This is a genomic window from Pseudomonas arsenicoxydans (assembly GCF_900103875.1).
Classification (GTDB): Bacteria; Pseudomonadota; Gammaproteobacteria; order Pseudomonadales; family Pseudomonadaceae; genus Aquipseudomonas; species Aquipseudomonas arsenicoxydans.
In genome coordinates this window covers 1,097,998-1,120,489 of the sequence record NZ_LT629705.1, presented here as the reverse complement: position 1 = coordinate 1,120,489, position 22,492 = coordinate 1,097,998, and the positions used below count along the sequence as shown (strand labels likewise).

Annotated in this window: 19 protein-coding genes; 4 read left to right on the top strand and 15 right to left on the bottom strand. The window is 60.2% G+C overall.

The window, feature by feature from the left end; genetic code table 11:
• Nucleotides 1-75: 75 nt before the first annotated feature.
• The 7 genes from BLQ41_RS05000 to BLQ41_RS04970 form a co-directional block, all read right to left on the bottom strand.
• Nucleotides 76-867 (bottom strand): HvfC/BufC N-terminal domain-containing protein, encoded by a 792-nt coding sequence (locus tag BLQ41_RS05000; RefSeq protein ID WP_090177709.1) that lies wholly within the window; start codon nt 865-867, stop codon nt 76-78.
• Nucleotides 858-1,703 carry an MNIO family bufferin maturase gene (gene bufB, locus BLQ41_RS04995; RefSeq protein WP_090177706.1) on the bottom strand — a complete coding sequence of 282 codons (846 nt, stop codon included), beginning with the start codon at nt 1,701-1,703 and terminating at the stop codon, nt 858-860. Before bufB ends, BLQ41_RS05000 begins: the two co-directional genes overlap by 10 nt.
• A 63-nt stretch (nt 1,704-1,766) precedes the next feature.
• Nucleotides 1,767-2,021, bottom strand: coding sequence for a BufA2 family periplasmic bufferin-type metallophore (bufA2, locus tag BLQ41_RS04990; RefSeq protein ID WP_090177703.1), 255 nt, complete (start codon nt 2,019-2,021; stop codon nt 1,767-1,769).
• A gap of 120 nt (nt 2,022-2,141) precedes the next feature.
• On the bottom strand, nt 2,142-4,049 hold the full coding sequence (locus BLQ41_RS04985; protein WP_090177699.1) for a cation-translocating P-type ATPase: 1,908 nt from the start codon (nt 4,047-4,049) through the stop codon (nt 2,142-2,144).
• Entirely contained in the window at nt 4,046-5,104 is a 1,059-nt protein-coding gene (gene hflK / locus BLQ41_RS04980) for a protease modulator HflK (RefSeq protein ID WP_090177696.1), read from the bottom strand. The genes BLQ41_RS04985 and hflK overlap by 4 nt, the downstream gene beginning before the upstream one ends.
• A complete protein-coding gene (hflC, locus tag BLQ41_RS04975) occupies nt 5,101-6,141 on the bottom strand; it encodes a protease modulator HflC (protein WP_090177693.1) in 1,041 nt (346 codons plus the stop codon). The genes hflK and hflC overlap by 4 nt, the downstream gene beginning before the upstream one ends.
• Nucleotides 6,138-8,099 carry a protease modulator HflK gene (locus BLQ41_RS04970; protein WP_090188376.1) on the bottom strand — a complete coding sequence of 654 codons (1,962 nt, stop codon included), beginning with the start codon at nt 8,097-8,099 and terminating at the stop codon, nt 6,138-6,140. The genes hflC and BLQ41_RS04970 overlap by 4 nt, the downstream gene beginning before the upstream one ends.
• A gap of 212 nt (nt 8,100-8,311) precedes the next feature.
• Here BLQ41_RS04970 and lpdA point away from each other — a divergent pair, with 212 nt between their 5' ends.
• On the top strand, nt 8,312-9,712 hold the full coding sequence (gene lpdA, locus BLQ41_RS04965; protein WP_090177691.1) for a dihydrolipoyl dehydrogenase: 1,401 nt from the start codon (nt 8,312-8,314) through the stop codon (nt 9,710-9,712).
• 139 nt (nt 9,713-9,851) lie between these two features.
• Here lpdA and BLQ41_RS04960 read toward each other — a convergent pair whose 3' ends face one another.
• Nucleotides 9,852-10,325, bottom strand: coding sequence for an Lrp/AsnC family transcriptional regulator (locus tag BLQ41_RS04960; RefSeq protein ID WP_090177689.1), 474 nt, complete (start codon nt 10,323-10,325; stop codon nt 9,852-9,854).
• 148 nt (nt 10,326-10,473) lie between these two features.
• Between BLQ41_RS04960 and BLQ41_RS04955 the strand changes: the two genes are divergently transcribed.
• Nucleotides 10,474-11,103: a LysE family translocator gene (locus BLQ41_RS04955; protein ID WP_090188374.1), complete on the top strand. Its 630-nt coding sequence runs from the start codon at nt 10,474-10,476 to the stop codon at nt 11,101-11,103.
• A gap of 3 nt (nt 11,104-11,106) precedes the next feature.
• Here the strand turns inward: BLQ41_RS04955 and BLQ41_RS04950 are convergent, their stop codons facing one another.
• Genes BLQ41_RS04950 through BLQ41_RS04920 form a run of 7 tightly spaced genes read right to left on the bottom strand, consistent with a single transcriptional unit; the run spans nt 11,107 to nt 20,179 of the window.
• Entirely contained in the window at nt 11,107-13,242 is a 2,136-nt protein-coding gene (locus BLQ41_RS04950) for a hypothetical protein (protein ID WP_090177686.1), read from the bottom strand.
• A complete protein-coding gene (locus BLQ41_RS04945; RefSeq protein ID WP_090177684.1) occupies nt 13,229-14,422 on the bottom strand; it encodes a DUF3142 domain-containing protein in 1,194 nt (397 codons plus the stop codon). The genes BLQ41_RS04950 and BLQ41_RS04945 overlap by 14 nt, the downstream gene beginning before the upstream one ends.
• A gap of 55 nt (nt 14,423-14,477) precedes the next feature.
• Nucleotides 14,478-15,299 carry a class I SAM-dependent methyltransferase gene (locus BLQ41_RS04940; RefSeq protein WP_090177681.1) on the bottom strand — a complete coding sequence of 274 codons (822 nt, stop codon included), beginning with the start codon at nt 15,297-15,299 and terminating at the stop codon, nt 14,478-14,480.
• On the bottom strand, nt 15,293-16,450 hold the full coding sequence (locus BLQ41_RS04935) for an acyltransferase family protein (protein WP_090177677.1): 1,158 nt from the start codon (nt 16,448-16,450) through the stop codon (nt 15,293-15,295). The genes BLQ41_RS04940 and BLQ41_RS04935 overlap by 7 nt, the downstream gene beginning before the upstream one ends.
• Entirely contained in the window at nt 16,447-17,328 is an 882-nt protein-coding gene (locus BLQ41_RS04930; RefSeq protein ID WP_090177674.1) for a class I SAM-dependent methyltransferase, read from the bottom strand. Before BLQ41_RS04930 ends, BLQ41_RS04935 begins: the two co-directional genes overlap by 4 nt.
• Entirely contained in the window at nt 17,325-18,620 is a 1,296-nt protein-coding gene (locus BLQ41_RS04925) for a glycosyltransferase (protein WP_090177670.1), read from the bottom strand. The genes BLQ41_RS04930 and BLQ41_RS04925 overlap by 4 nt, the downstream gene beginning before the upstream one ends.
• Nucleotides 18,614-20,179 (bottom strand): glycosyltransferase, encoded by a 1,566-nt coding sequence (locus BLQ41_RS04920; RefSeq protein WP_231997087.1) that lies wholly within the window; start codon nt 20,177-20,179, stop codon nt 18,614-18,616. Before BLQ41_RS04920 ends, BLQ41_RS04925 begins: the two co-directional genes overlap by 7 nt.
• Nucleotides 20,180-20,609: 430 nt before the next feature.
• Between BLQ41_RS04920 and BLQ41_RS04915 the strand changes: the two genes are divergently transcribed.
• Together BLQ41_RS04915 and gmd are read left to right on the top strand one after the other, a co-directional pair.
• On the top strand, nt 20,610-21,524 hold the full coding sequence (locus BLQ41_RS04915) for a GDP-mannose 4,6-dehydratase (protein WP_090177665.1): 915 nt from the start codon (nt 20,610-20,612) through the stop codon (nt 21,522-21,524).
• Entirely contained in the window at nt 21,521-22,492 is a 972-nt protein-coding gene (gene gmd, locus BLQ41_RS04910; RefSeq protein WP_090177662.1) for a GDP-mannose 4,6-dehydratase, read from the top strand. Before BLQ41_RS04915 ends, gmd begins: the two co-directional genes overlap by 4 nt.

Genomic DNA, 22,492 nt, shown 5'->3' with positions numbered 1-22,492 from the left:
CCCTTGTTTCAGACGTCTGATGTGAGGGTAGACCATCTTAGAAAAATAGCTGCCTATCGAATAAATAGCCATTTTCTATGATTCGCGGCGCTTCAACCAACCGTCATGAATCCACTGTTTCAGCCATGTAACAGCTTGAAGTGGCGCGCCCTCACCATAGCTGACTGCTAAATCGGAACACAGTTCAGCAAAATTCCAGCAGTCCTGAAACATACCTTTTAGAGCTCTCGCCTCATCAAATTCGAGGCTTCGGTAATGACAAACCAGCTCGTTGCGCCAGATCACCACTACATTAGGGGTTTTCAACGCTGCGCTGCCGGGAAAACCGGTTTCGTCTTTTACCGAACGCCATAACGCGACACTGTTGTAAGCACATTCACGCCATTGCACGGTAGTGCTCAGACTAACCTGCAGCGTCGGCCAATCCTGCGGCGGCAAAAGGGCCATGTCTTGCAGCGTCAACGGTTTGCATTCAGGTGCATCGAACGCCAGGGTGAATGCCCATTCAAGCGCTGCCAACTCGGCGAGTGCCGCGCTTTGCTCTGGCATCAGATGCTGGCGAATGAAATGCTCAAAACCTTCGCCTAGCCATCTCAAACTGAAATGCACTGAGGGTGATTGGCGAATGTACGTAGCAGCGAGCTGTTCGAATTCAACGTCCCCCAACCAATGCCAGATCACCGGAAAGTCTCCACGCAACACTTCCAAAAGCCGAGCCTGATAGGCGTTGTGATAAATCGCCAGGCCAGTGTTCACGTCCAGTGTCGGACCGCCAATCAGGCGGGAACTCAATGCCGAACAGGCTGCGGACTGCTGCTCTCCCAACAGATAGCTTTCAAAGGCCAGTTGCCAATCGATCAGGCGCATTTCAGTCTCCGGGCCAGCGCGCTATCACCCAGCTCTCGAGCCTTTTGCAATTCGCAGAGCAGGTCTTCAAAGGGCGGTAGATGGTCATCGCGTTCCAACAATGTGGCCACCGGGCCGAGGTGCTCAAGCGTACGCTCATAAAGCGCCCAGACCGGATCGCTCACCGGATGATCATGGGTGTCGATCACGTAATCGCCGTAATCGCTGTGGCCCGCCAGGTGCAGTTGCCGAACCTTGTTTGCCGGCAGCCCTTGAATGAAAGTCCACGGATCGAAGCCGTGATTTCGCGAGCTCACGTACACATTGTTCACGTCCAGCAGAAGCTCGCAGTCGCTCAGATGGCTGAGGGCTTCAAGGAATTGCCATTCGCTGAAGTCATCGTCGGCGCTGCGCACATAGCTGGAAACGTTCTCCAGCACCAACGGCCGTTGCAAAACATCCTGAACCTGCCGCACCCGCTCAGCCACGTAGTAAAGGCTTTCCTCGGTGTAGGGCAGCGGCAGCAGGTCATGCAACTGATGAGCGTTGCCGCGACTCCAGCACAGGTGATCGGAAATCCACGCAGGCTTTACCCGTTTAGCCAGAAGCTTGAGTTGATTCAAATACGCGGGATCAAGGGCATGGGGCCCGCCAATGGACAACGACACCCCATGCATCACTACCGGATAACGCTCGGCAATTGCATCGAGGTAGTACAAGGCTTTTCCGCCCTGAACCATGAAGTTTTCGGAGACGACCTCGAACCAGTCCACGGAGGGTGACTGCTCGAGAATCTGTTGATAGTAGGCACTGCGTAAACCCAGGCCGTAGCCCAGGCAAGGAAGGGATGCAGACATTTTGCGGGCTCCTCGCAAAGTGGCCGCAGCGGCGAAGCCACTGCGGCGGCACGCGGTGGTCGGTTATTCGCCGACCTTGCCACCTGCTTTCATGCATTCGGTCTGAGTCATTGCCTTGAAGCCGTGACCTTTGCAAACGCCCTGACCTTTACAGGCATTCTCCGCAGTCTTGCAATCGTTCATGCCTGCACACGACGTCACGCCGTAGCAGTGCACCTGAACAGCGTCAGCTGCCTGGGCCTGCGTGGCAACACCGGCGAACAAAGTCGCGGCGGCGAAAGCGAGAGCGGCACCGGCAGTGGCGTTTTTGAAGTTCATATTTATATCCTCGGTAATCGTCAGGGTGGTCGGCTGGACGGTTTGTTCAGTCCCGACACAGCTCTAGAGCGCCCTGCCCCCAACGGCGTTACAGAGGAACGAAAAAAGTTTTCGGGGCGCCTAAGGCGCCTCCTCCAACTTCAGCAGTGGCTCTTGAAAACGCAGCAATCGTCCGGCATTACCGAGCACCAGCAACGTGCTGAGGTTATGCAGCAATGCCGCGATCATGGCTCCGGCGGCACCGAGCCAGCCGAACGCCGCGAAGGCAACAATCGCCAGGGTCCAGCCCAGACCGATGATCACGTTGACCTGCAACGTCTGCCGACACTGGCGACTCAACCGCACACAGGTGCCGAGCCGACGCAAGTCGCTGCCGATCAGCACGATATCGGCAGAGGCCAGCGCGATGTCCGCACCACCAGCGCCCATGGCCACACCCACGACACCGGCCTTGAGTGCCAGCGAGTCGTTGATGCCATCCCCCACCACCATTGGCCGGAAACCATTTTCGATTTCCGTCAGCACTCGATTGAGTTTGTCCTCAGGCAAGGCCTGCGCCTCGACATCGCTGATGCCGACATCGCGAGCCAGCGTGTGCGCGACACTTTGCCGATCACCGGTAAGCAGCAACTGACGACCCAAGCCCAACTCTCGCAACTCGCTCAAGGCGAATCGCGCCTCAGGCTTGACGCTGTCGGCGAGCAACAACCAGGCAAGGAATTCACCGTCGAGCGCCAAGCCGGCAATCGGGCCATCGTGTTCGGGAACCGCCGACGTGACGATGCCCAATTGTGCAAACAACTCCGGGCGACCGAGTGCCGCTTCGCCCTGCTCGGTCATCGCCACTACGCCCAGACCCTGGCGTTCGTGAATGTCCGACAGCAGCAGGAAATGTTCCTGCGTGACCAACCCGGCAAGCGCACGACTGACTGGGTGACTGCTGGCCGAACCAAGGCTAGCGGCGAGCTTCATGATATGGCTGCGGTCCTCCAGCGGGCTGTCGATGGACTGCAACCGCAACGTGCCAAACGTCAGCGTGCCGGTCTTGTCGACCACCAGCGACGTCAGGTCCGCCAACTCCTCAAGAAACGCCGAACTGCGGATCAGTATCCCGTGGCGTGCCGCGACCGCGACACCAGCAATCGCCGTCGCCGGTGCCGACAACACCAATGCACAAGGACACGCCGCCACCAACACCGCGAGCATCGCTTGGGCATCGTTGGTGACAAACCAGGTCACTGCCGCCAACAACAACACCAACACCATGTAGCTGCCGGCATAGCGTTCGAGCAGGCGCGTGATCGGCGGCTTGGACCGCTCGGCGCTTTGCATCAGCGCGATCACTTTGCCCAAGGTCGATTCGTTGCCGGTGCGCGTCACTTCGATCCGCAACAGACCGTCGAGATTGATCGCTCCGCCGAAGACCTGCATCCCGACACCCGCCTCTATCGGTACGGACTCACCGGTAATCGATGCCGTGTCGAGGCTCGCCTGCCCCGACAACACTCGACCGTCGGCCGGCACTCGATCACCCGCACGCACCTCCACGATGTCGCCAGCCTTGAGTGTGCCGTTGTCGACTTCGAGGATCGCACCGTCCGCCTGAATCTTGCGGGCATGGCTGCGGGTCAGTTTGCCGAGGGCGCGAATCGCTTCCTGTGAACCGATGACGCTGCGTTCCTCCAACACGTGGCCAAAGATCATGATGATTGGCAGTAAGGCCGCGGTCAGCAGATCTCCCGTGGCCCAGGCACCCAACATGGCCAGGGCAATCAATTGATCGGTGATTCCATGCAAGCTTGGATAACGCAAGCTGTACCAAGCCGAGCGCATGACCGGCACGGCCACCAGTAGCGAAGCGAAGCCCAACAACAACTGGCTGACACCGGTCTGCTGCGGCGACAACCAACGCCAGATCAGCCCGAGACTGAGCAAGCCCAAGGCAAGCATGGCCAGGGTCAATTGACGTGCAGCGCTGCGTTGTTCAGCCGAGGACAACAGGCTCGGCGCCGTGGTTTGGGCAGTCATTGTGCGGCTCCCTGAATGATCAGGCGCGAATCGTCTTTCGGATTGACCGTTGTCACCGAGCCGGCCTGGCCGAGAATTTTCGGCATGCGCTCACGGTAAATGCGCAGCAACATTTGCGGGTCGGTGCCCTGTTGTTGCGCCTTGGCCAGGCTCAACACAGTGGCGGTATCGGCAGAGGCTTTTGCCAGTCGTTCGCTCGCTTGGGCATGGGCGACTTGCAGCGTTCGATCACCTTGCTCATTGGCGGTCTGAGTCAACTTCTCGGCTTCGGTACGCGCATTGGCAACGGCTTTGTCGGCCTGTTGGCTGGCGGTCAGCACGGCGTTGAAGGCGTTTACCGCAGGGCCTGGCAGGCTCGACTGCACGTCGACGCGCACAACTTCGACGCCGATGCCCTGCCCTGTCGCTTTCAGCTCGGCCAGGCGTTGATTGATACCCTGCACCAAATCACCCCGCAGACGTTCGCGGCGTTCGGCCGATTGAGTATCCGTGCCGATCAGCTCCGGACGAGCCACCAGGATCGTGTCCAGGTCCCGGGCAGCCGTCAGTGCAACAGCGCTGCGAGTGACCAGTCGATCGAGTGCCGGCAGCACATGCTCACCTTGAAGCACAAAGGCGTAAGGTTCAGTGACCTTGTAGAAAACCCGTACATCGAGTTGCACCACGCCGGCGTCTCCAGTCAGCAAATAACCAGAGCCTGCGAGCGCATCGCTCAAGGGGGTCGCGAACGACGCCACTCGATCTCCCTGCAACGCTGCATCGCTGCGAAGCAGATTTTCCACCCGCCGTTCGATCACCCGATCTGCTGCCGGCAACAGAATCACTTGCTCAAAAGGTCGCGGCCAAGCCAACAGAAGGCCGGCGTTCTGGATGCGATCCAGCGCGCCGAAATGCAGAACCACTGCACGATTTTGCGGATCGATTTGCCGTACATTGGAAAACGCCCACGCCAACGCAGCCAGAACAGTCACCGCATAAAGCGCGAGAAAAGCCAATCGTCCAGCCTGAATCCATGGGCTACTTAACTCATGTGTTCCACGTGGAACTAATTTCATGGCTGCGACCCGGGTTTGCTATCGAGGGTCGGCGGCCCATCAACCAACACCCGAAAAGGCGCGGCATCGGTGCGCAAAATCAGTTTGGTCCCCGGCGTAACAATCGTGCCCAACGTGTCGAGCGAGCGCAGCAAGTTGTAAAGCTGAGGTGAGCCGGCGTAGGCGCGCCCGTAAATCTGCGCCGCTTCGACGCGGGATTGGGCTTCGATGTCAGCCGCTTTCACCGTTGCATCCGCTTGTACGATTCGTGCGTCACGCTCAGCGGCGGAGCGGATTTGCGCAGCTTCACGTTTACCGATGGCGGTGCGTTCGGTGGCAATTGTTTCACGCTCGGCGCGCATACGGTCAACGGTGGCGGTGAGCGTCACCGACGGCAAGGTCAAGCGTTCGATACCCACTTGCAGCACCCGCACGCCATAAGTGGTGAGCAATTGTTGATCGATCTGCTGACGCAGCTGCGCCTCGAAATCAGCGATGTGAACCTGGTCGGCATCGGTGTTCACCAGGTTCGCCAGATCGAAACTGCTCGCGGTGGTTTCCAGGGCGGAACCCACAAAGGTACGAATCTGCCGCGCCGCTTCGTCCGGCTGATTTTGCACGGCGCGCATAAAACGCTGCACGTTATCGGGATCGCCCTGTACCTGCCACGCCACATACGCCTGAACAATGATGCGCAAGCCGTCGCGCGTGCCGACATCCTGCAAACCGCTGGACGTCGTGCGCAGCCGCAAATCGACAGGAATGGCGGCTTCAAAAGGTGCAGGCCAGCGCCAGCCAAGTCCTGGCTCCAGCAACACCCGCGAAGGATTGCCGAAGCGTGTGATCACCGTCGCCTCACCTGACCGAACTTGGACGAGGCTCGCGGCGGCGATGGCGAACGCCACCAGCAACGCCGCCCAGCCCATGCGCCGCCATGGGAACGGCCCCGCTTCCTCGGGATCACCGTGATGGTGATGATGGTGGCCGTGGTGATGCCCGCCATGGCCGTGATCGTGGCCGGCGTGGTCATCGTGATCGTGAGTGTGCGACGGGCTCAATGGGTAGCTCCTGGTTGAGCGCTGGAACGCGGCGACGCAGGATCAGCCGGCAGCGTGAAAGTACGTAGGTCGATGGTCGGCGCATTGCCGCTGCCGCCCAGACGATGATCGAGCACCAGCAACCTGGCATTGGCCAGGCCCTGAGTCAGCTGGCTGAAATACTGTTCCAGCACGAAAGCCTGGCCCGCACTGGCATACGCCTTCTGCTCGGCAGTGAATTTCAAATCCGCCGCCTGAGCGGTGGCATTGATTTCATGCGCACTCGCGGTCGCTTGATCGCGCGCGATACTGGCTTGCAGTTGCGCCTGATTGGTCGCCTCTGCTGCCGCACCGCGCTCGCGGGAGATCAATGCCTGGGCGCCAATCTGCGCCGCCTGAACACCGTGATAAGCGTTGGCGGCGCCGGCTGGCGGATGAATCGCCTCGACCACGGTGGCCAGAATTTCCACACCGCTGTCGAGTTTTTGCAGGTCCGCCTGTACCGCCCGGCCAATCTCCTCGGCCAGCCCTACCCGGTCTTCGCCGAGTAGACCGTCGAGGGTGCGCGAGGCGAAGTCATGAACCAGAATGCGGCTGGCGGTGCTGCGAATCAGTGTCGGCACATCGGTGCTGTTGTAGGTCGCGGCCAACGCGGCTTGATCGGTCAGGCCGATGCGATAAACGAAGCGCACGTCCATATTGACGATCTGGAAGTTCTGTTTGTCGCCACGGCTGCTGGCAATGACTTGGGATTTATCGTTCACGTGGCTGGCGTCCCACAAGCGATTGGCTGTTGATGGCGCCGGACCTTCCGCAGGATCAGCCATCACCGGTCCCGAGACATCGCCAACGCTGGTCGCCAGTTCATGAACCACACCATTTTCAACGCTCAGCACTCGGCCCAACGGCCACGGCAAACCGGCGTGCAAACCGGGGCCGAACACGTCTACCGGTTTGCCGAAGCGCTCGTAGATGCCTCGTCCTTGCAGGGGAATTTCGCGAATACCGGTCAGCGACCAGCCCACCATTGCCACCACTGCCAATACCGGAAGAAACGCCCGACGCATGTAGGTGAAGGCCCAAATCTGCCGCAGGTCGATGCCAAAACGGTTGTGCAGTTCGTGTTGCAACGCCAGCAAGGGTTGCGGCGGCCAACGCAACAGGTCGGCGACAAAACTGCGCGCCAGCAATCCCGGCTCAAGTGATTCACGGCGAGGACTGAACAACGACAACACTGCGCGCAGCAGCAACTCGACCGCGACCAGTCCCGGCAGCAAGCCGATCAAAACGGCCAGACGTACCGGCCATACCGATGCCTCGCTGGCGAACAACAGACACAAAGCGCTAAGCACCAGGCAAATGATCGCGACCCGGCTTAGCTGCGCCAAGGGCGCTGCTTCCGGCCACTCAGTAACGTTTTCCTGAGCCAGTTGGCGCTCCAACACCAGCAAACCGAACGCCAGCAACAAAGACAGCGCGGCGCCAATGCTCGCCGATACACCCAGCGGACCGGGAGGCAATGTGAGGTTCCAGAATTGACTGAGGCTGTACAACGTCAACAAGGCCCAGCCGCCGAGCCAGAGTGTCGGCGCGCCGACCTGTCCCAGCAGGTGCACTGAACGCTGACCGAGCCGGTCCAGCATCCGCTCATACCAGCCTACAGGAGCAACAGTATCGTCAACCGCCACCACGACCGGCAGTGGTGGGTTTATGGCCCGCGCCCGCCACTGCGTCACCCACCAGGCCGATTGCAGGCCGGCGACCAGCACCAGCAAGCCAGCGCTCTGACTGACCAGCAATGCGGCCCACAGCGACAACGGTGCAAACAGCCCGACGAAAAACGCCAACACCAATCCGACCGCCGCCAAAGCGCTCAGGCCGATGGCGAACTGGCGCAATCGCCGCCCTTGAAAGACCGCCTGCTGAAAGCGCGGCAGCCCTGCTACCGGTGTTCCATCGACTTCGAGATCGACTTGCATACCACCCCATTGCTTATCATTGATCACATCGCAATTCGTTACGATATAACGAAAGTGGTGAAATTTATGTGCTGAAACGCTTTATCTAAAGACGCCCAACCTGTCGCTTGTCTGAAGCCTTGACCGAAATAGGCAGAAACGCACATATTACGCTCGTAATTTTATTTAAAGACTATTTGGACCCTGCCCGATCCCTTTCCAGGAGTGCATCCATGAACACCTACGACGTCGTGATTCTGGGCGGTGGCCCCGGTGGTTATAACGCGGCGATTCGCGCCGGTCAGCTAGGGTTGAAAGCAGCGTGCGTCGAAGGCCGCGCGACTCTCGGCGGCACCTGCCTGAACGTCGGCTGCATGCCATCCAAGGCGCTCTTGCATGCCTCGGAGCTCTATGATGCGGCCATGGGCAGCGAATTCGCCAACCTGGGGATCGAGGTCAAACCGACCCTAAACCTCGCCCAGATGATGAAGCAGAAGGATGAAAGCGTTGCCGGGCTGACCAAGGGTATCGAATTTCTGTTTCGCAAAAATAAAGTCGACTGGATAAAAGGCTGGGGCCATATCGACGGGCCGGGCAAAGTGACCGTGACTGACAACCAGGGCGGCAAGACCGAGCTGAGCGCCAAGGACATCATCATCGCCACCGGTTCCGAGCCCACTCCCCTGCCCGGCGTGGAGATCGATAACAAGCGCGTCCTCGATTCCACTGGTGCGCTGTCATTGGCTGAAGTGCCGAAGCACCTGGTGGTGATCGGTGCCGGCGTCATCGGCCTGGAACTGGGTTCGGTGTGGCGGCGCCTGGGTGCCCAAGTCACAGTAGTCGAATTTCTCGATCGCATCTGCCCTGGCGTGGATGCAGAAGCGGGCAAAACCCTGCAGCGTTCGCTGAGCAAACAAGGCATCAGTTTCAAGCTGAGCTCGAAAGTCACCCGCGCCACTCCATCGGCAAGCGGCGTTCAACTCAGTGTCGAACCCGCTGCCGGCGGTGCCGCCGAAACGATTGAAGCCGATTACGTGCTGGTCGCCATCGGTCGGCGGCCTTACACCGAAGGCCTCGGGCTGGAAAACGTCGGTCTCACCACTGACAAACGCGGCATGTTGACTAACAAGGGCCATCGCACCGAAGCGGCGGGCGTGTGGGTGATTGGCGACGTCACTTCCGGGCCGATGCTCGCCCACAAGGCCGAGGATGAAGCCATGGCCTGCGTCGAGCAGATCGTTGGAAAGGCTGGCGAGGTCAACTACGACCTGATTCCTAACGTCATTTACACCAAGCCTGAGCTGGCCAGCGTTGGCAAGACCGAGGAGCAGCTCAAGGCTGAAGGCCGCGCGTACAAAGTCGGCAAGTTCCCCTTTACCGCCAACAGCCGGGCGAAGATCAACCACGAGACCGAAGGCTTCGCCAAAGTGCTGGCCGATGAGCGCACTGATGAAATTCTCGGCGTGCATCTGGTGGGACCGAGTGTCAGTGAAATGATCGGCGAGTATTGCGTGGCGATGGAGTTCAGCGCGTCAGCTGAAGACATTGCGCTGACCTGCCATCCGCATCCGACACGTTCCGAGGCGTTGCGTCAGGCGGCGATGAATGTGGAGGGGATGGCGACGCAGATGTAAGAAGCCTGCGGATGATCGTTCCCACGCTCTGCGTGGGAATGCCTCCACGGACGCTCTGCGTTCGGCTCTTGATGTGACGCGGAGCGTCACGGGCTGCATTCCCACGCAGAGCGTGGGAACGATCGGATACGACTGAGTTTCAAGTTGGTAAGTGCCCCAACGGCAACGCCCCTGGCGTCTTCACCGTGTGAATCGCGAAGTTGCTGCGGATGTCACTCACTCCCGGCAACTTCAGCAGTCGCTCGGTGAGAAAACGGTCGTACCCGCGCAAATCCGGCACCACCACTTGCAGCAGGAAATCCGACTCCCCGGACACCAGAAACGCCGAAATCACCTCAGACAGCGCCGTCACCGCCAGGCGAAAGGCTTCGGCCTGCTCATCGTTATGGCGTTCAACCTTGACCCCGACAAACACCGTCAGCCCAAGCCCCACCTCGTCACGATCCAGATTGGCCTGATAGCCGCGAATCACCCCGGCCTCTTCCAGCATCCGCACCCGACGCAAACACGGCGAGGCTGACAAGCCGATCTCCTCGGCCAGTTGCACGTTGCTCAGGCGGCCGTCCCGTTGCAGGGCGGCGAGAATCTTGCGGTCGTAGGCGTCGAGTTTCATTGTTTGGCAGATCCTGATGGCTTGCACACCTGTAAGTGGCAGGTTATGCCAAATATCGAGGCTTTAGAAGCGGACAACGCAAGCACCTGCCCCACCCTTGAGCCCTAGACTGGCGCTACCAAATCGACAACGAATGGGGTGCAACAACATGGCGGGACTCTGGCTGTTTTTCATGGCGCTGGCAGTAGTGTATTTGTTGCCGGGGCCCGACATGATTCTGCTGCTACAGACCGGTGCCCGACAGGGCAAAGGCGCGGCGTTGGCGACAGCGGTGGGCCTGGGCATTGCCCGTGGTTGTCATGTGGCGTTGGCCGCCTTGGGATTGGCGGCGTTGTTCAAAGCCGCTCCGTGGACCTTCGATGTGGTGCGTCTGGCGGGGGCCGCGTATTTGCTGTGGATCGGCATTCAATGTCTGCGAACCACGATGCTGCCGAGCCTGAACAGTGCAGACACAACCACCGAGAAACCACGTTGGCGGGACGCGATCCAAAGAGGTTTGCTGACCAACCTGCTCAACCCTAAAGCGCTCTTGTTCTGCTCGGTATTGCTGCCGCAGTTCATTAATCCCCAAGCCGGGCCGGTACTGGCGCAATTTGCGGTGTTAGGCGTAATACTGGTCAGCGTCGGTTTGTTGTTCGACAGCGCCTACGCGCTTGTCGGCGCCGCGCTGGGCCGCTGGCTGCAACGCAGTCCCTCGGCCCAACGCCTGCAACAGTGGTTGTTCGGCAGCCTGCTGATTGGTTTCGCCGTGCGGCTGACCTTTGTGCAACAGGCTTGAGCCTTACTGCGCTTTACGACGGCGGCGCCGATTGATCATTACCAGCGCCGCTGCCGTCACCGCAATAATCCCGCCGATCTGCAACGGCCGCTTATAGGGTCGCAGAGCCGAACGGGTGGAGTCTGTCACCTGGGTCACATAACGTTTGCTGGCATTCTCGAAGTCCGGATATGGACATTGGTGGCCGAAATCCACCGCCCAATCCACGTACGGTCCTTCTTTGATGTAGCGCTGGTAAAGCGCACTTTGGTCTTCAAGGCTGCTGTTCCACCCCGCCGCCGAACATAACACCGCCGCGAAAGCCTGGCTGGTGTGAGGCAAGTTATCGGCGGCGCGATTGGCCAACGCCGTTGCGACGAAACGATAGTGATAGCGCTCGTCCGGCTTGGCGGCACTGGCTTGTTGACGCTGGACTTCACCTTCCGCCACCAACGGCCCGACCTTGAGCTCAGTCGTCTCCAGGCTGTAGTTGCCGCCGAACGTGGCGTAGTCCGGGGCCATTTCATAACCCAGAATGTCCATGCCCCACTCGCGCGCCGTCCAGGCCGCATTGAACAGTGCGGCGGCGCGCTTTGTCGGCCACCATGCGGCATCGGCCAACTGACGTTGTTGCGCATACAGCCGGGCTTTTTTCTGTAGATCGGGATTATCGAAGTACACCAGCGCTTCGTCATACCGCTCTTCGCGCAGCAACCGCCGCCCAAGCAAATTGCGCAGTTGCGCGGCTACCGGCAACGGCACGTAGTTGTCACGGTTCTGCTGGCTCAGCGCTGGCGGTGCCGGCACCTGGGTGTCGACGTAGTGCTTGAGTTCATCGACGGTCAACACGCGTTCGGCAACGGTCGCGGCATCAAACCAGTAGATGCTTTGGCTGCGATAGAGCTGGTCGAACGCTTGCAGGTAGTCGCCGCGTTGCAGCGCCAGAATTGCGCTTTCACCCTCGACCCGGCATTTGGGCTGCAGGCTTTCAAAATCGTAGTCCGGTGTGCGTCGTTCACCCCAGGATTCATTCTGCGGGAAGGCTTGGGCCGCCTTGGCATACGCCGCAGCCGCCGCGTTTTTGTCGCCCTCGCGCAGCGCCAGTTTCGCCCGCAGCCACCACGCCAGACCACCGTCCCCGGCATGCTCAAGGAACGCTTTGGCGCTGGCGTAATCGCCCTGTTGATAATTCATTGCCGCCAGTCGGTCCGCGTTGTCCAGGCTGCCGCGCGTACTGCTTTGCAGAAGTTTGATCAGTTTTTGTTCGTTTGGCGGTTGATCACCAAACGACCAGCCCAAGCGGCTGATCAGCGATGCCGTGACCAGTTGCTGCACCGGTTTGCCTTTGATCAGCTCGGTCAGTTGATCGTCCGGCATTGCCAGCAGATCAGCCATCAACAATTTGAGCGAGGTGTAACCCACCGCCGAACCGTGGAGGTTTTGTGTGGCGTAGAGTTCGACGGCGCTGTTCCAGTCGCCCGCCGTCCGGGCCACGCGAGCCTCTTCGCCGAGGCTGGCGACACCCAGTTCCAACGGGTCGCTGAAGCCGTCAATGCTCAACTGACGGGTCTGCTCGAAGGCCTTTCGTGACTGCGCCAGCAGGTCAGGCGTTGCGTCCGTTTCGGCGCTCATGGCAAACAGTGCACGACCCAACGAGTAGGCCGCCCAGGTGCTGCGCAACGGGCGTTGATCCGCCGGCAATGCCAGCACCTTCTGAAAGTACTCGGCAGCCAACCCATGATCACCCGCGCCGAACGCCACAGCGCCAGCCAGGTAGAGCATGTGCTCGGCCGGCAGGCTCGCGCCTTGAGCCTCGACTTGATGCGCATTGGTCAGCGTGCGCAACTGTTTGACCAGCGCTTGCTGCTCAACCGTCAAACCGGCTTGCTCGGCCTGGTCCCGTTGATCGGCGTAGTTGGGCTCATCGCCGTAGCCGGAGGACGGATTGTTGGTGGCGGCCGTGACATTTTTCAGCCCCGCGATCGCATGTCCGAGGCGATTGATCTCGAACTGGAAGTTGCCTTCCGGCAGCTCCGCCAGCGATTGGGCGCGGTTGTCCAGCAAACGCATCGGGAAGTCCGGCCCACAGGCCAGCGCCGAACCCAGCGGCAGACTGAGGCTCAGGCAGAGCAGATGGCGGGGCCAGTTACGGGTGAACATTCGAACCTCCTTGATCAATGTGTGCGCAGCGTGCCCAACCGATGCCGCGTTGCCCGCCGGCCGGTAACCGGCCCTCGCGCTGGCGGGTGAAGGTAAGCAGATCCGGGCTTTGTTGCAATGCATAACCGGCCAGCGCATCAGCGCCATCACAGCCCTGGACCGCCAAAGTCACGCGTTCGGGCCAGGCACTGTCGAGGTTGCCTGGATTGCTGACGCTGATGTCATAGAGGCCATCCTGTGCGCCGAGTTTCAAACTCAAGCGACTGTCGAGCACATCGCCGCGCGCCACAGCGCCCAGCGTGTTCAGGCTCCAGGCCCGGCGATCCCCCGCCAGCGGCAGGCGAAACCAGATCAAACCAGCCAGATGCGCGGGTGGATCGGCGCGCAACTCGGCGGCGAGCTTGCTCAGCTGCACGGGGTCTGCGAGCAATTCCCGGCGTTTACCGACCCGTTCGACCGGCACTTCACTTTCCACCACCGGTGCACCGCTGGCCCCGGGCAACAGCGCCACGCCATAAGCCGGTAGCGCCAGATAGAAGGGTTTCGTCGTGTTGCCGCTCCAGGTCTTCGCCCATTTCCCGGCCTGAACCGCGTCAAACAAGCCACGACGCGGATCGCTGACCGCATGCACCTGCAACACGCTGCTGTCGACGGTCGCCAGGAGAGTCGGCAACTCAGGGCTGTCGATCCATGCTGGCAGCGCGGTAATACTCAACGGTAAAGAGGCGGGCAAAACCGCGCGTAAATGCGTCAGAAATGCCCGATAAGCCGGTAGCCGAGCGCTACCCGCGTCGTGGTCGATTTCCACGCCTGAGAGGATCAGCCCCTGCCCTTGCCAATCGCTGAGTACTTGCTGAATTTGCGCCGTGACCTCGTCCTGATCCAGCGCCTTGAGCTGGCCATCGAGGCGAATCACCGCAATCAGCGGTCGGCCATCGCGCTTGAGCAGCGCCGGATTGATCCGCGCCCTGCTCCAACCGGCCTGAGGAAACGCCTGCAAAGCCAGCACCCGCAACGTCGAAAAATCCGCGCGGCTGTCCTTCAGTGCGGCTTCATGGGCCGGCGTCCATTGCCGTTGCCAAACGTAGAGTTGCTGATCGAGCGGCGGTGCGGTTTTTTGCTCGCAACCGTTGAGCAGCATCAACGCGGCAAACAACACCGCCAATCGAATTAAAAACATGAAATGCCTAAGCCCTGACAACGCAAAGTGGCAGGGTACACAAAACCCGTGGGTGCTAGGGCTTGCGGGCGATGATCACCTGACTTTTCGCCACGACCGCGTCCAGCGCCTGCTTGATCTGCGCGCCACGAGGCGACGCCAAAACGGCCTGCCAGGTGTCGGCCCAGTGGTTGAGCAACGGGTGATCGGCATTGCTGAAATCGACCTTGGCTTCCCAGAACAACAGCATCCACATCGACCAGTAAAAACCGTACTGGCTATGGCTGAGCACTTCCAGGCCGGCGTCGCTGACCATCGCCTTGAACTGCTCTTCGCTGATGATGCGAATGTGGTTGGGCTTCTGGAAATACTCCGGGGCGGCGATGTCTTTTTGCAGGTCTTCGGAGCTTGGGTGCGGGACGCTGAGCAAGTACAAAGCACCCGGTTTGCCAACGCGGACCAGTTCGGCGAGGAACTGCGCCGGATCGTCGACATGCTCGATGACTTCGGTGGACACCACTCGAGTGGCCGTCGCATCGGCAATCGGCAGCGGGTTGCAGTCGGTGACATGGCATTCGACGTCACGCGCCGGCGTGTCGCTCAAACGCTGACGGGTGGCTTCAACCTTGGCTGCGTCAATGTCGGCGATGATGATTTTGGCCCCGCGCATGCCACAGAAATGCACGTTGCCGCCATCACCACAACCGACGTCCAGCAGCGTGTCCTCAGCGGTCACCGGGAACCCGGTGAACAGCTCGCCGGTTTGCTGATTGAACCAGCCGCTGAGCATCGCATCGTGCAGGCCGAGCATGTACGGATCGACCTTCTCGACCTTGTCCGCCACAGGCGCTGCGGGAGCGGGCGTACCCGCCGTGAGTTTCTTCAAAAGGCTCAGCATGAGGTAGCTCCAGAGGTTTGGGCGGCTGTTCGGGACGTGCCCAGGCGTTTGACCAGCGACGCGCCGCGGTTGCGCATGGGCATTTCGATAAAGCGGTAGTTGAGTTCACTGAGCAAGGCAATCAGCCCGCCAGCCACCAGCAACGTCAGGATCGGATGACCGCCCGGGCTTGGCAGACCGGCAGACTGCAGGCGAAAAGTGAATTCTCGCACCAGCAAATACGCAGGAATGTGGATCAGGTAAATCCCGTACGAACGGCTGCCCACCCACGTCATCACGCTCTTGAACACACCGCGCGGCATCAAATAATCGCGGTTGTAGGAAGCGATCCAGACCAGCGCCGCGCACAGCACGGCAATCGCGCCGATGCGGTAATTAGTGAAGGTGAAGCGGTCCGTCGCCATGAAACTGAGCGCCAGCGACAACGTGATCAACGCCAAAAGACCGGCCCATGGACGGCGTAAGAATGTGGGCTCCCAGCGCAGATATGAAGGTTGTGCACTCCACATCGCCAACAGGATGCCGAGTGCCAGCGCATCGGTGCGAACCACCATCAGGATCGGCGTACGCAGCGTGAACAACTGCACCGCGACCAGCGCTAGCAAGGCCCAGACCAAATGCTTGCGGCACAGCAGAATCAGCAGCGGAAACAGCAGGTAGAACTGCTCTTCCAGCGCCAGGCTCCAGTAGACGAAACTGGTGCCGTACTCATAGTGAAAGAAACTGTCGGCGAAACGGAAGTTCGCGTACTGCGCGACCCCGGCCAGGGTTGCTTGCAGGTTGGCGTGCAACGTACCAAACGCCCCGGAGCGATTGAGGAACAGACAAGCCAGCAACATCAGCGCCAGCCACAACCAGGCCGACGGCAGCAATCGAAACGCTCGGCGCAGCCAGAAATTACGTGTTTGCTGCCAGTATTCCTGACGCGTGCTGCACCCTTGCAACGCCGGGATCAGGCTGCGTGCGATGACGAACCCGGAGATGGCAAAAAACAGATCGACGCCCCACCACGGCTGACCCAGCGCGATGATCGCTTGCAACAGAGGCACCGGAGCGGCAAACAGGCTGTCTTGCAAGTGATGGAACAGCACGCCGAGCACCGCAATGCCGCGCAACAACTCGATGTCCATGATCCGTCTGTCGTTGCTCATGACGCCCTCCCGGCATCCAAAGGCTTGCGCGCAATGATCACTTGGCTCTTGGGCATGAACTGATCGAGCATCTGCTTGATGGCCAAACCGTTCGGTTGCGCCAGCAGGTCTTGCCAGGTTTTCGCCCAGCTCTCCATCAGCGGCGGATACGGTGCCTGGATCCGGTCACGCACCGCGCCACCCAGATCCCTTCCGGCGGCCCGTTCACTGGCCCAGAAGAAAATCATGCCCATCACCCAGAAAAACCCGGTGGCCTGGCGATGCTCAATCACCAGACCGGCGTCCTCGACCAGTGCGGCAAAGCGTTCCGGGGTAAAGATCTGTACGTGATTGGGCGATTGAAAGTAGCTCGCGGGGGCGATGCCCTTCTGCAGATGCTCACCCACCGGCGCTGGAACGCTGAGCAGATACAACGCCCCCGGCCGGCCCATGCGCACCAGTTCGGCCATGAACGGCTCGGGTTGATCGATGTGCTCCAGCACTTCCATGCACACCACTTTGCTCGCGCAACCGTCGGCCAATGGCAGCGGCAAACTGTTGCTGACCAGACCAAGATTGGCCTTGTCCGACTGCGCATCCACTTGCCGGGCCAGGTCGCGGACCTTGTCATGCTCGCTGTCGGTGAAAATCACCGACGCGCCCTGACGCACCGCAAACAAGGTCGCAACCCCTTCGCCGCAACCGACATCCAGCAAGGTGTCGTCGGCGGTGATGGCAAAACCCTTGAGCAATTCACCGCTGTCGCCCGAGAACCAACCGTCGTGCATCGCATCGTGCAAACCCACGTCCCGTGGCGATACGCGGCCCTGCTCCACCGGCACCGACTCCGGCTCGGGTTTCGCCGCTGGAAACAGACGTCTCACCAGGGCGCGGATCATACTTCGGGGGTTTCCACGGCGCGGGTTTCGAACAGTCGGGCAAAAAAACCTTTCAGGCGTTGCTCGGCAGTCGCCTGGCTGCAGAATTTTTCGAGGCTGGCCACCGCATGCCCGGACATCTGCGCGTAGCGCCCGGCATCGTTTCTGGCGACGTCATAGCTTGCCCGATAAGCGCGGCACAACGATGCCCAGTCGGTGACGTAGCGCAGGGTACGGAACGCCCGGCGCGGGTCATGAGGCCAGGCCGTCAACTCGTCGGTCGAGTCGATCAGGAATGCATTATCGGCATCCAGGTAGTCGATCATCGCCGTGGTGCGGGGCGCCACTGCCGGTTTGCCACACGACATGAATTCCATCAGCGGCAGGCATTGGCCTTCGCCGTAGGACGTGTTGACCACGTAGCTCGTCGCCTGCACCAGTTGCTCGTAGTCCGCATCCGCGAGGTAGCCGTAAATCAGCACGATGCGGCAGCGATAAGACTGGTTTTTGTACAAGTGGTGAAGAATGTCGGTCAGCGCTGCTTCGGCATCATGGTGGGTCAGTTTGAGCACCAGCGTTGCATCGTCGACCTCACGGAAGGTCACGCAGAACGCACTGAGCATGTCTTCCCAATTCTTGCGTCCGTCGCCCGGGTTGAACACCGAGGTGTAGATCACACCGTCGAGCAGCAACTCGTGTTCGCTTGGTGGCGCAGCAAAATCGATACCTTCGCCCTCGCGCAGCTGCGCCGGCCCAAAGGCGCGCAAATCGAGGGTGCGGCTGTCCGCCACCAGGCCTTTGATCTTCAGATGCACCTGACTGGCCAGTGGCTGACGTTGCAACTGGGCGCCACGCGCCGAGAATCGGTCCCATACCGGCGCCGGCACCGCGACGATCGGATACTCGGCGCCCATCGCTTCGTGCACGGCATTCACCGTGTAGCTGGAATGAGTAATTGCCGCGCCGCATGCGCGCAACACGGTGCGCCAGTCATTGCGAGGCTCACCGGCGAAAGGTTCGTTGGGAATGGTGCTGAACTCCCACGCGAACACCGGCAAGGTCGGACAGGCCAAGTGCACCGGAGTGCAATGCGGTGGCGAGAACGACAGGAACACACAGTCTTCACCACGGGACAGCGCGTCGAGGTACAAGGCATCGACTTCGGTTTGCGGGTCACTGACTTCCACGACTCGCCCCAGACGTTCCAGCACAGGCCGATATTCCTTGAGCACGAAGTAATAGCTGTACTCCGAACGGCCAAGGTTCTGGGCGATGGTGTGCTGGTTGGTTTCCGAATGAATGATGATCAGCATGAGGCGTTATCCGTCACGGTCGCTGCCGGCAGAACCTGCGGCGTCAGGCCGAAAAAATCCGCCAGGCGTTTCTGCACCGGGGCGAAGGCGCAGTAATCGCGCATGCGCTCGACCGCATCGCGAGACATCCGCTGGTATTCAAGCGGTTGCTCCTTGGCGATTCGGTAGCTGGTTTCATAAGCCGTTTTCAACGAGCCCCAGTCCGGTCGATAACGCAGGGTGCGATAAATGATCCGGGTGTCCTGCGGCCAGATAGTCAGCTCCTCGCTGGACTTGACCACAAACGCCACGCGCTCATCGATGTAATCCTCCATGGCGGTGTGGTCCGGGGCGATTACCGGTTTGCCACTGGCCATGAATTCCATCAGCGGCAGGCACAGGCCCTCGCAGCGCGACGCGTTGACGTAATAACTGGCGGCTTCATAGAGTCGGGCGTATTGCGGATCGTCCAGGTAACCATGCATCACCACCACACGGCAGGCGAACGGCGAGAGTTGTGCGAGCAAGGTCATCAGCTCGTCGTAGTAGGACGAAAGATCGCTTTGGGTAATTTTCAGCACCAGCGTGGCGTCCTCCGTTTCGCGGAAGGCCCAGCAGAAAGCGGTGATCAATTGATGCCAGTTTTTGCGACCGTCACGGGGGTTGAACACAGTGGCATAAACCACTCCGTCAACCTGGGTTTCGACCTGGCCCGTGGTGTCCGGCCAATCGCGCGGTTCAGGCTCGGGCACTGCCATGGTGTTCGGGCCAGCGATGGCCGGCAGGTATTCGGCAAGCCGCGCATGGGCGGCGTCCGACAGCAAGTCGCGAATGCCTTCCCAATACCACTGGCTCAGAAAGTGCGTGCGATGCACCGGAACCGGCAGCGTTTTGCCCATGTTCCGGCGCCACATGTGCAGGTAATGCCGGGCAATGACAAAACGGCGTTTAAGCGTCAGCGGCGGCGGCTTCAATGCTTCCAGCGCTGCCAGTTCCTCGGCGGTCGGCGGTACGGGAATCAGCGCATCGGCAGACAGCCCGAGCGTGCGTGTGTCGAAGATGCAGCCCTTGATGTCCAGGGTCGAGCCGGCATTCACCGGATTACTGGTGTGGCGGCTACGAATGCCCGCGAAGTTTTCCCACAACGGGGTCGGCAAAACCAGCACGGGGAAATCTTCGCCCATGGCCCGACGAATCGCCCGGGCGGTATGGCTGGAGAGCGTGATGACCCGGCCCTGGCGCGCAAGCATCTGCGTCCAGTCCTGGCGCGGGTCGTTGTCCCATTGCTCATCGGGAATCGAGTCAAACTCCCAGGCCACCACGCAGATCGTCGGGCACTCAAGGTCGTCCGGGGTTTTCTGCGGCGGGGTGAAAGACAGGAACAGGCTGTCTTCGCCAGCGGCCAGTAATTGTCGATAGAGGGGATCGACCTCGGCGGTGGAGGACACGACATGCACTCGCCCAAGGCTTTCGAGCACAGGGCGGTAGGCCTTGAGCACGAAGTAGTAACTGTATTCGGGACGCCCCAGGCTCTGACTGATGGAGCTGTCGTTGACGTCCGAGTAAAGAATGAAATTCATGGCATCCCACGATGAGACCGCCATCCCGGCAGCCCCACTCTATGACGGCAAAGCCACGGATCGACCCGGCATTTACCGGTCGTCGTCCATCGTCTTCTTGCCCGTCTACGTTCTTGTTTTAATGGCCAGTTTCGCGGGGTTTGAAAACAACCCGATCGAACCCTGGCTAATCGTGACGAGGGGCATTCTAAACACATCCGTCGAGGATTCGTGAACCGCCCGGCGAGAATAAATAGGGCTACGCTAACGAGAACTGACCGGTCACGGTGGGACCTGTTGAAATTGCCGACTAATTGGCACAGATTGGATACCAAACAACTACAACAACATATTTCGCCTGTCTATCGACCAAGCAATTCACCCGGTCTGTCAGACATCTCCATATAGCCAGTGGGGAATGGGCGAAGTTTTATGACCAAGGGGCGACTGTTTGAAAAAGCGTCTGTTCGTTACGGGTCTGAGTGGATTCGTAGGACAACACCTCCAATCTCGCCTGAAGGCTGATGCCTCGGAATGGGAGCTTCTGCCTCCCGCCTCCCGGTACGACCTGAGCCAGCCACACAGCCTCGAAGGCCTGTGGCCCGAGATGCCCGACGCCGTCATTCACCTGGCCGGCCAGACCTTTGTCCCCGAAGCCTTTCGTGATCCGGCACGCACGCTGAACATCAACCTGCTCGGCACCTTGAATCTGCTTCAAGCGCTCAAGGCGCGCGGCTTCAATGGCACCTTCCTCTATGTCAGCTCCGGCGACGTCTACGGTCAGGTTGCCGAATCAGAACTGCCGATCACCGAGCGCCAACCACCCTACCCGCGCAATCCGTATGCCGTGAGTAAACTTTCGGCCGAATTCCTGAGCCTGCAATGGGGCTTGAGCGAAGGCTGGCCGGTAATGGTCGCGCGCCCGTTCAATCACATCGGCACGGGCCAGAAAGACAGCTTCGTCATCGCCAGCGCCGCGCGGCAGATCAGCCGCATCAAGCAAGGCCTGCAAGCGCCACAACTGGAAGTCGGTGACATCGATGTCACCCGCGATTTCCTGGACGTGGGCGACGTCATTTCGGCTTACCTGGCGCTGCTGGAAAAGGGCGTGGCGGGGCAGGTCTACAACATTTGCTCAGGACGCGAGCAGAGCATTCGCAGTTTGATCGAACAATTAGGCGACCTCGCCCAGGTCGACATGCAACTGATTCAGGATCCTGCGCGTCTTCGCCGCGCGGATCAGCGTCGCGTTTGTGGCAGCTCTGCCAAGCTTGCCCAGACCACAGGATGGACGCCTGAAATCACAACACAACAATCCCTGCGGGCGATCCTGTCCGACTGGGAGAAGCGAGTACGACAAGAATGACTAAAAGTGCACTGATCACAGGGATCACCGGCCAAGACGGCGCCTATCTGGCCAAACTGCTGCTCGACAAGGGCTACAAAGTCCACGGTCTTGTCGCTCGTCGCAGCAGCGACGCGCGCTGGCGCCTGCGTGAAATGGGCGTCGAGGGCGACATCATTTATCTGGACGGTGACATGGCCGACGCCTGCTCCGTGCAGCGCGCGGTGATCAAGTCCGCCCCGGACGAGATCTACAACCTGGCAGCACAAAGCTTTGTCGCCGCCTCCTGGGATCAACCGGTCACCACCGGCATCGTCGACGGGCTGGGCGTGACCCACTTGCTCGAAGCCATCCGCCAGTTCAGCCCGCACACTCGTTTTTACCAAGCCTCGACCAGCGAAATGTTTGGCCTGATCCAGGCCGAACAACAGGACGAAAACACCCCGTTCTACCCGCGCAGTCCTTACGGCGTGGCCAAGTTGTACGGCCACTGGATCACCGTGAACTACCGCGAAAGTTTCAATCTCCACGCCAGCAGCGGGATCTTGTTCAACCATGAATCACCGCTGCGCGGCATCGAGTTCGTCACCCGCAAAGTGACCGACGCCGCTGCCCGCATCAAGCAGGGCAAACAGCAGGAACTGAGCCTGGGCAACATCGACGCCAAACGTGACTGGGGTTTTGCCGGTGACTACGTCGAAGCCATGTGGCTGATGCTGCAACAGGACAAGCCTGACGACTTCGTGGTCGCCACCGGCGTGACCACCACCGTGCGCGAAATGTGCCGTATTGCCTTCGACCACGTTGGCCTCAACTACCGCGACTTCGTAAAGATCGACCCGGCGTTCTTCCGCCCGGCCGAGGTCGAAGTGCTGCTCGGCAACCCGGCCAAAGCCCAGCGTGTACTGGGCTGGAAGCCAAAAACCGATCTGGATACCTTGATCCGCATGATGATGGACGCGGACATGAAACGCGTCGCCAAGGAGTAG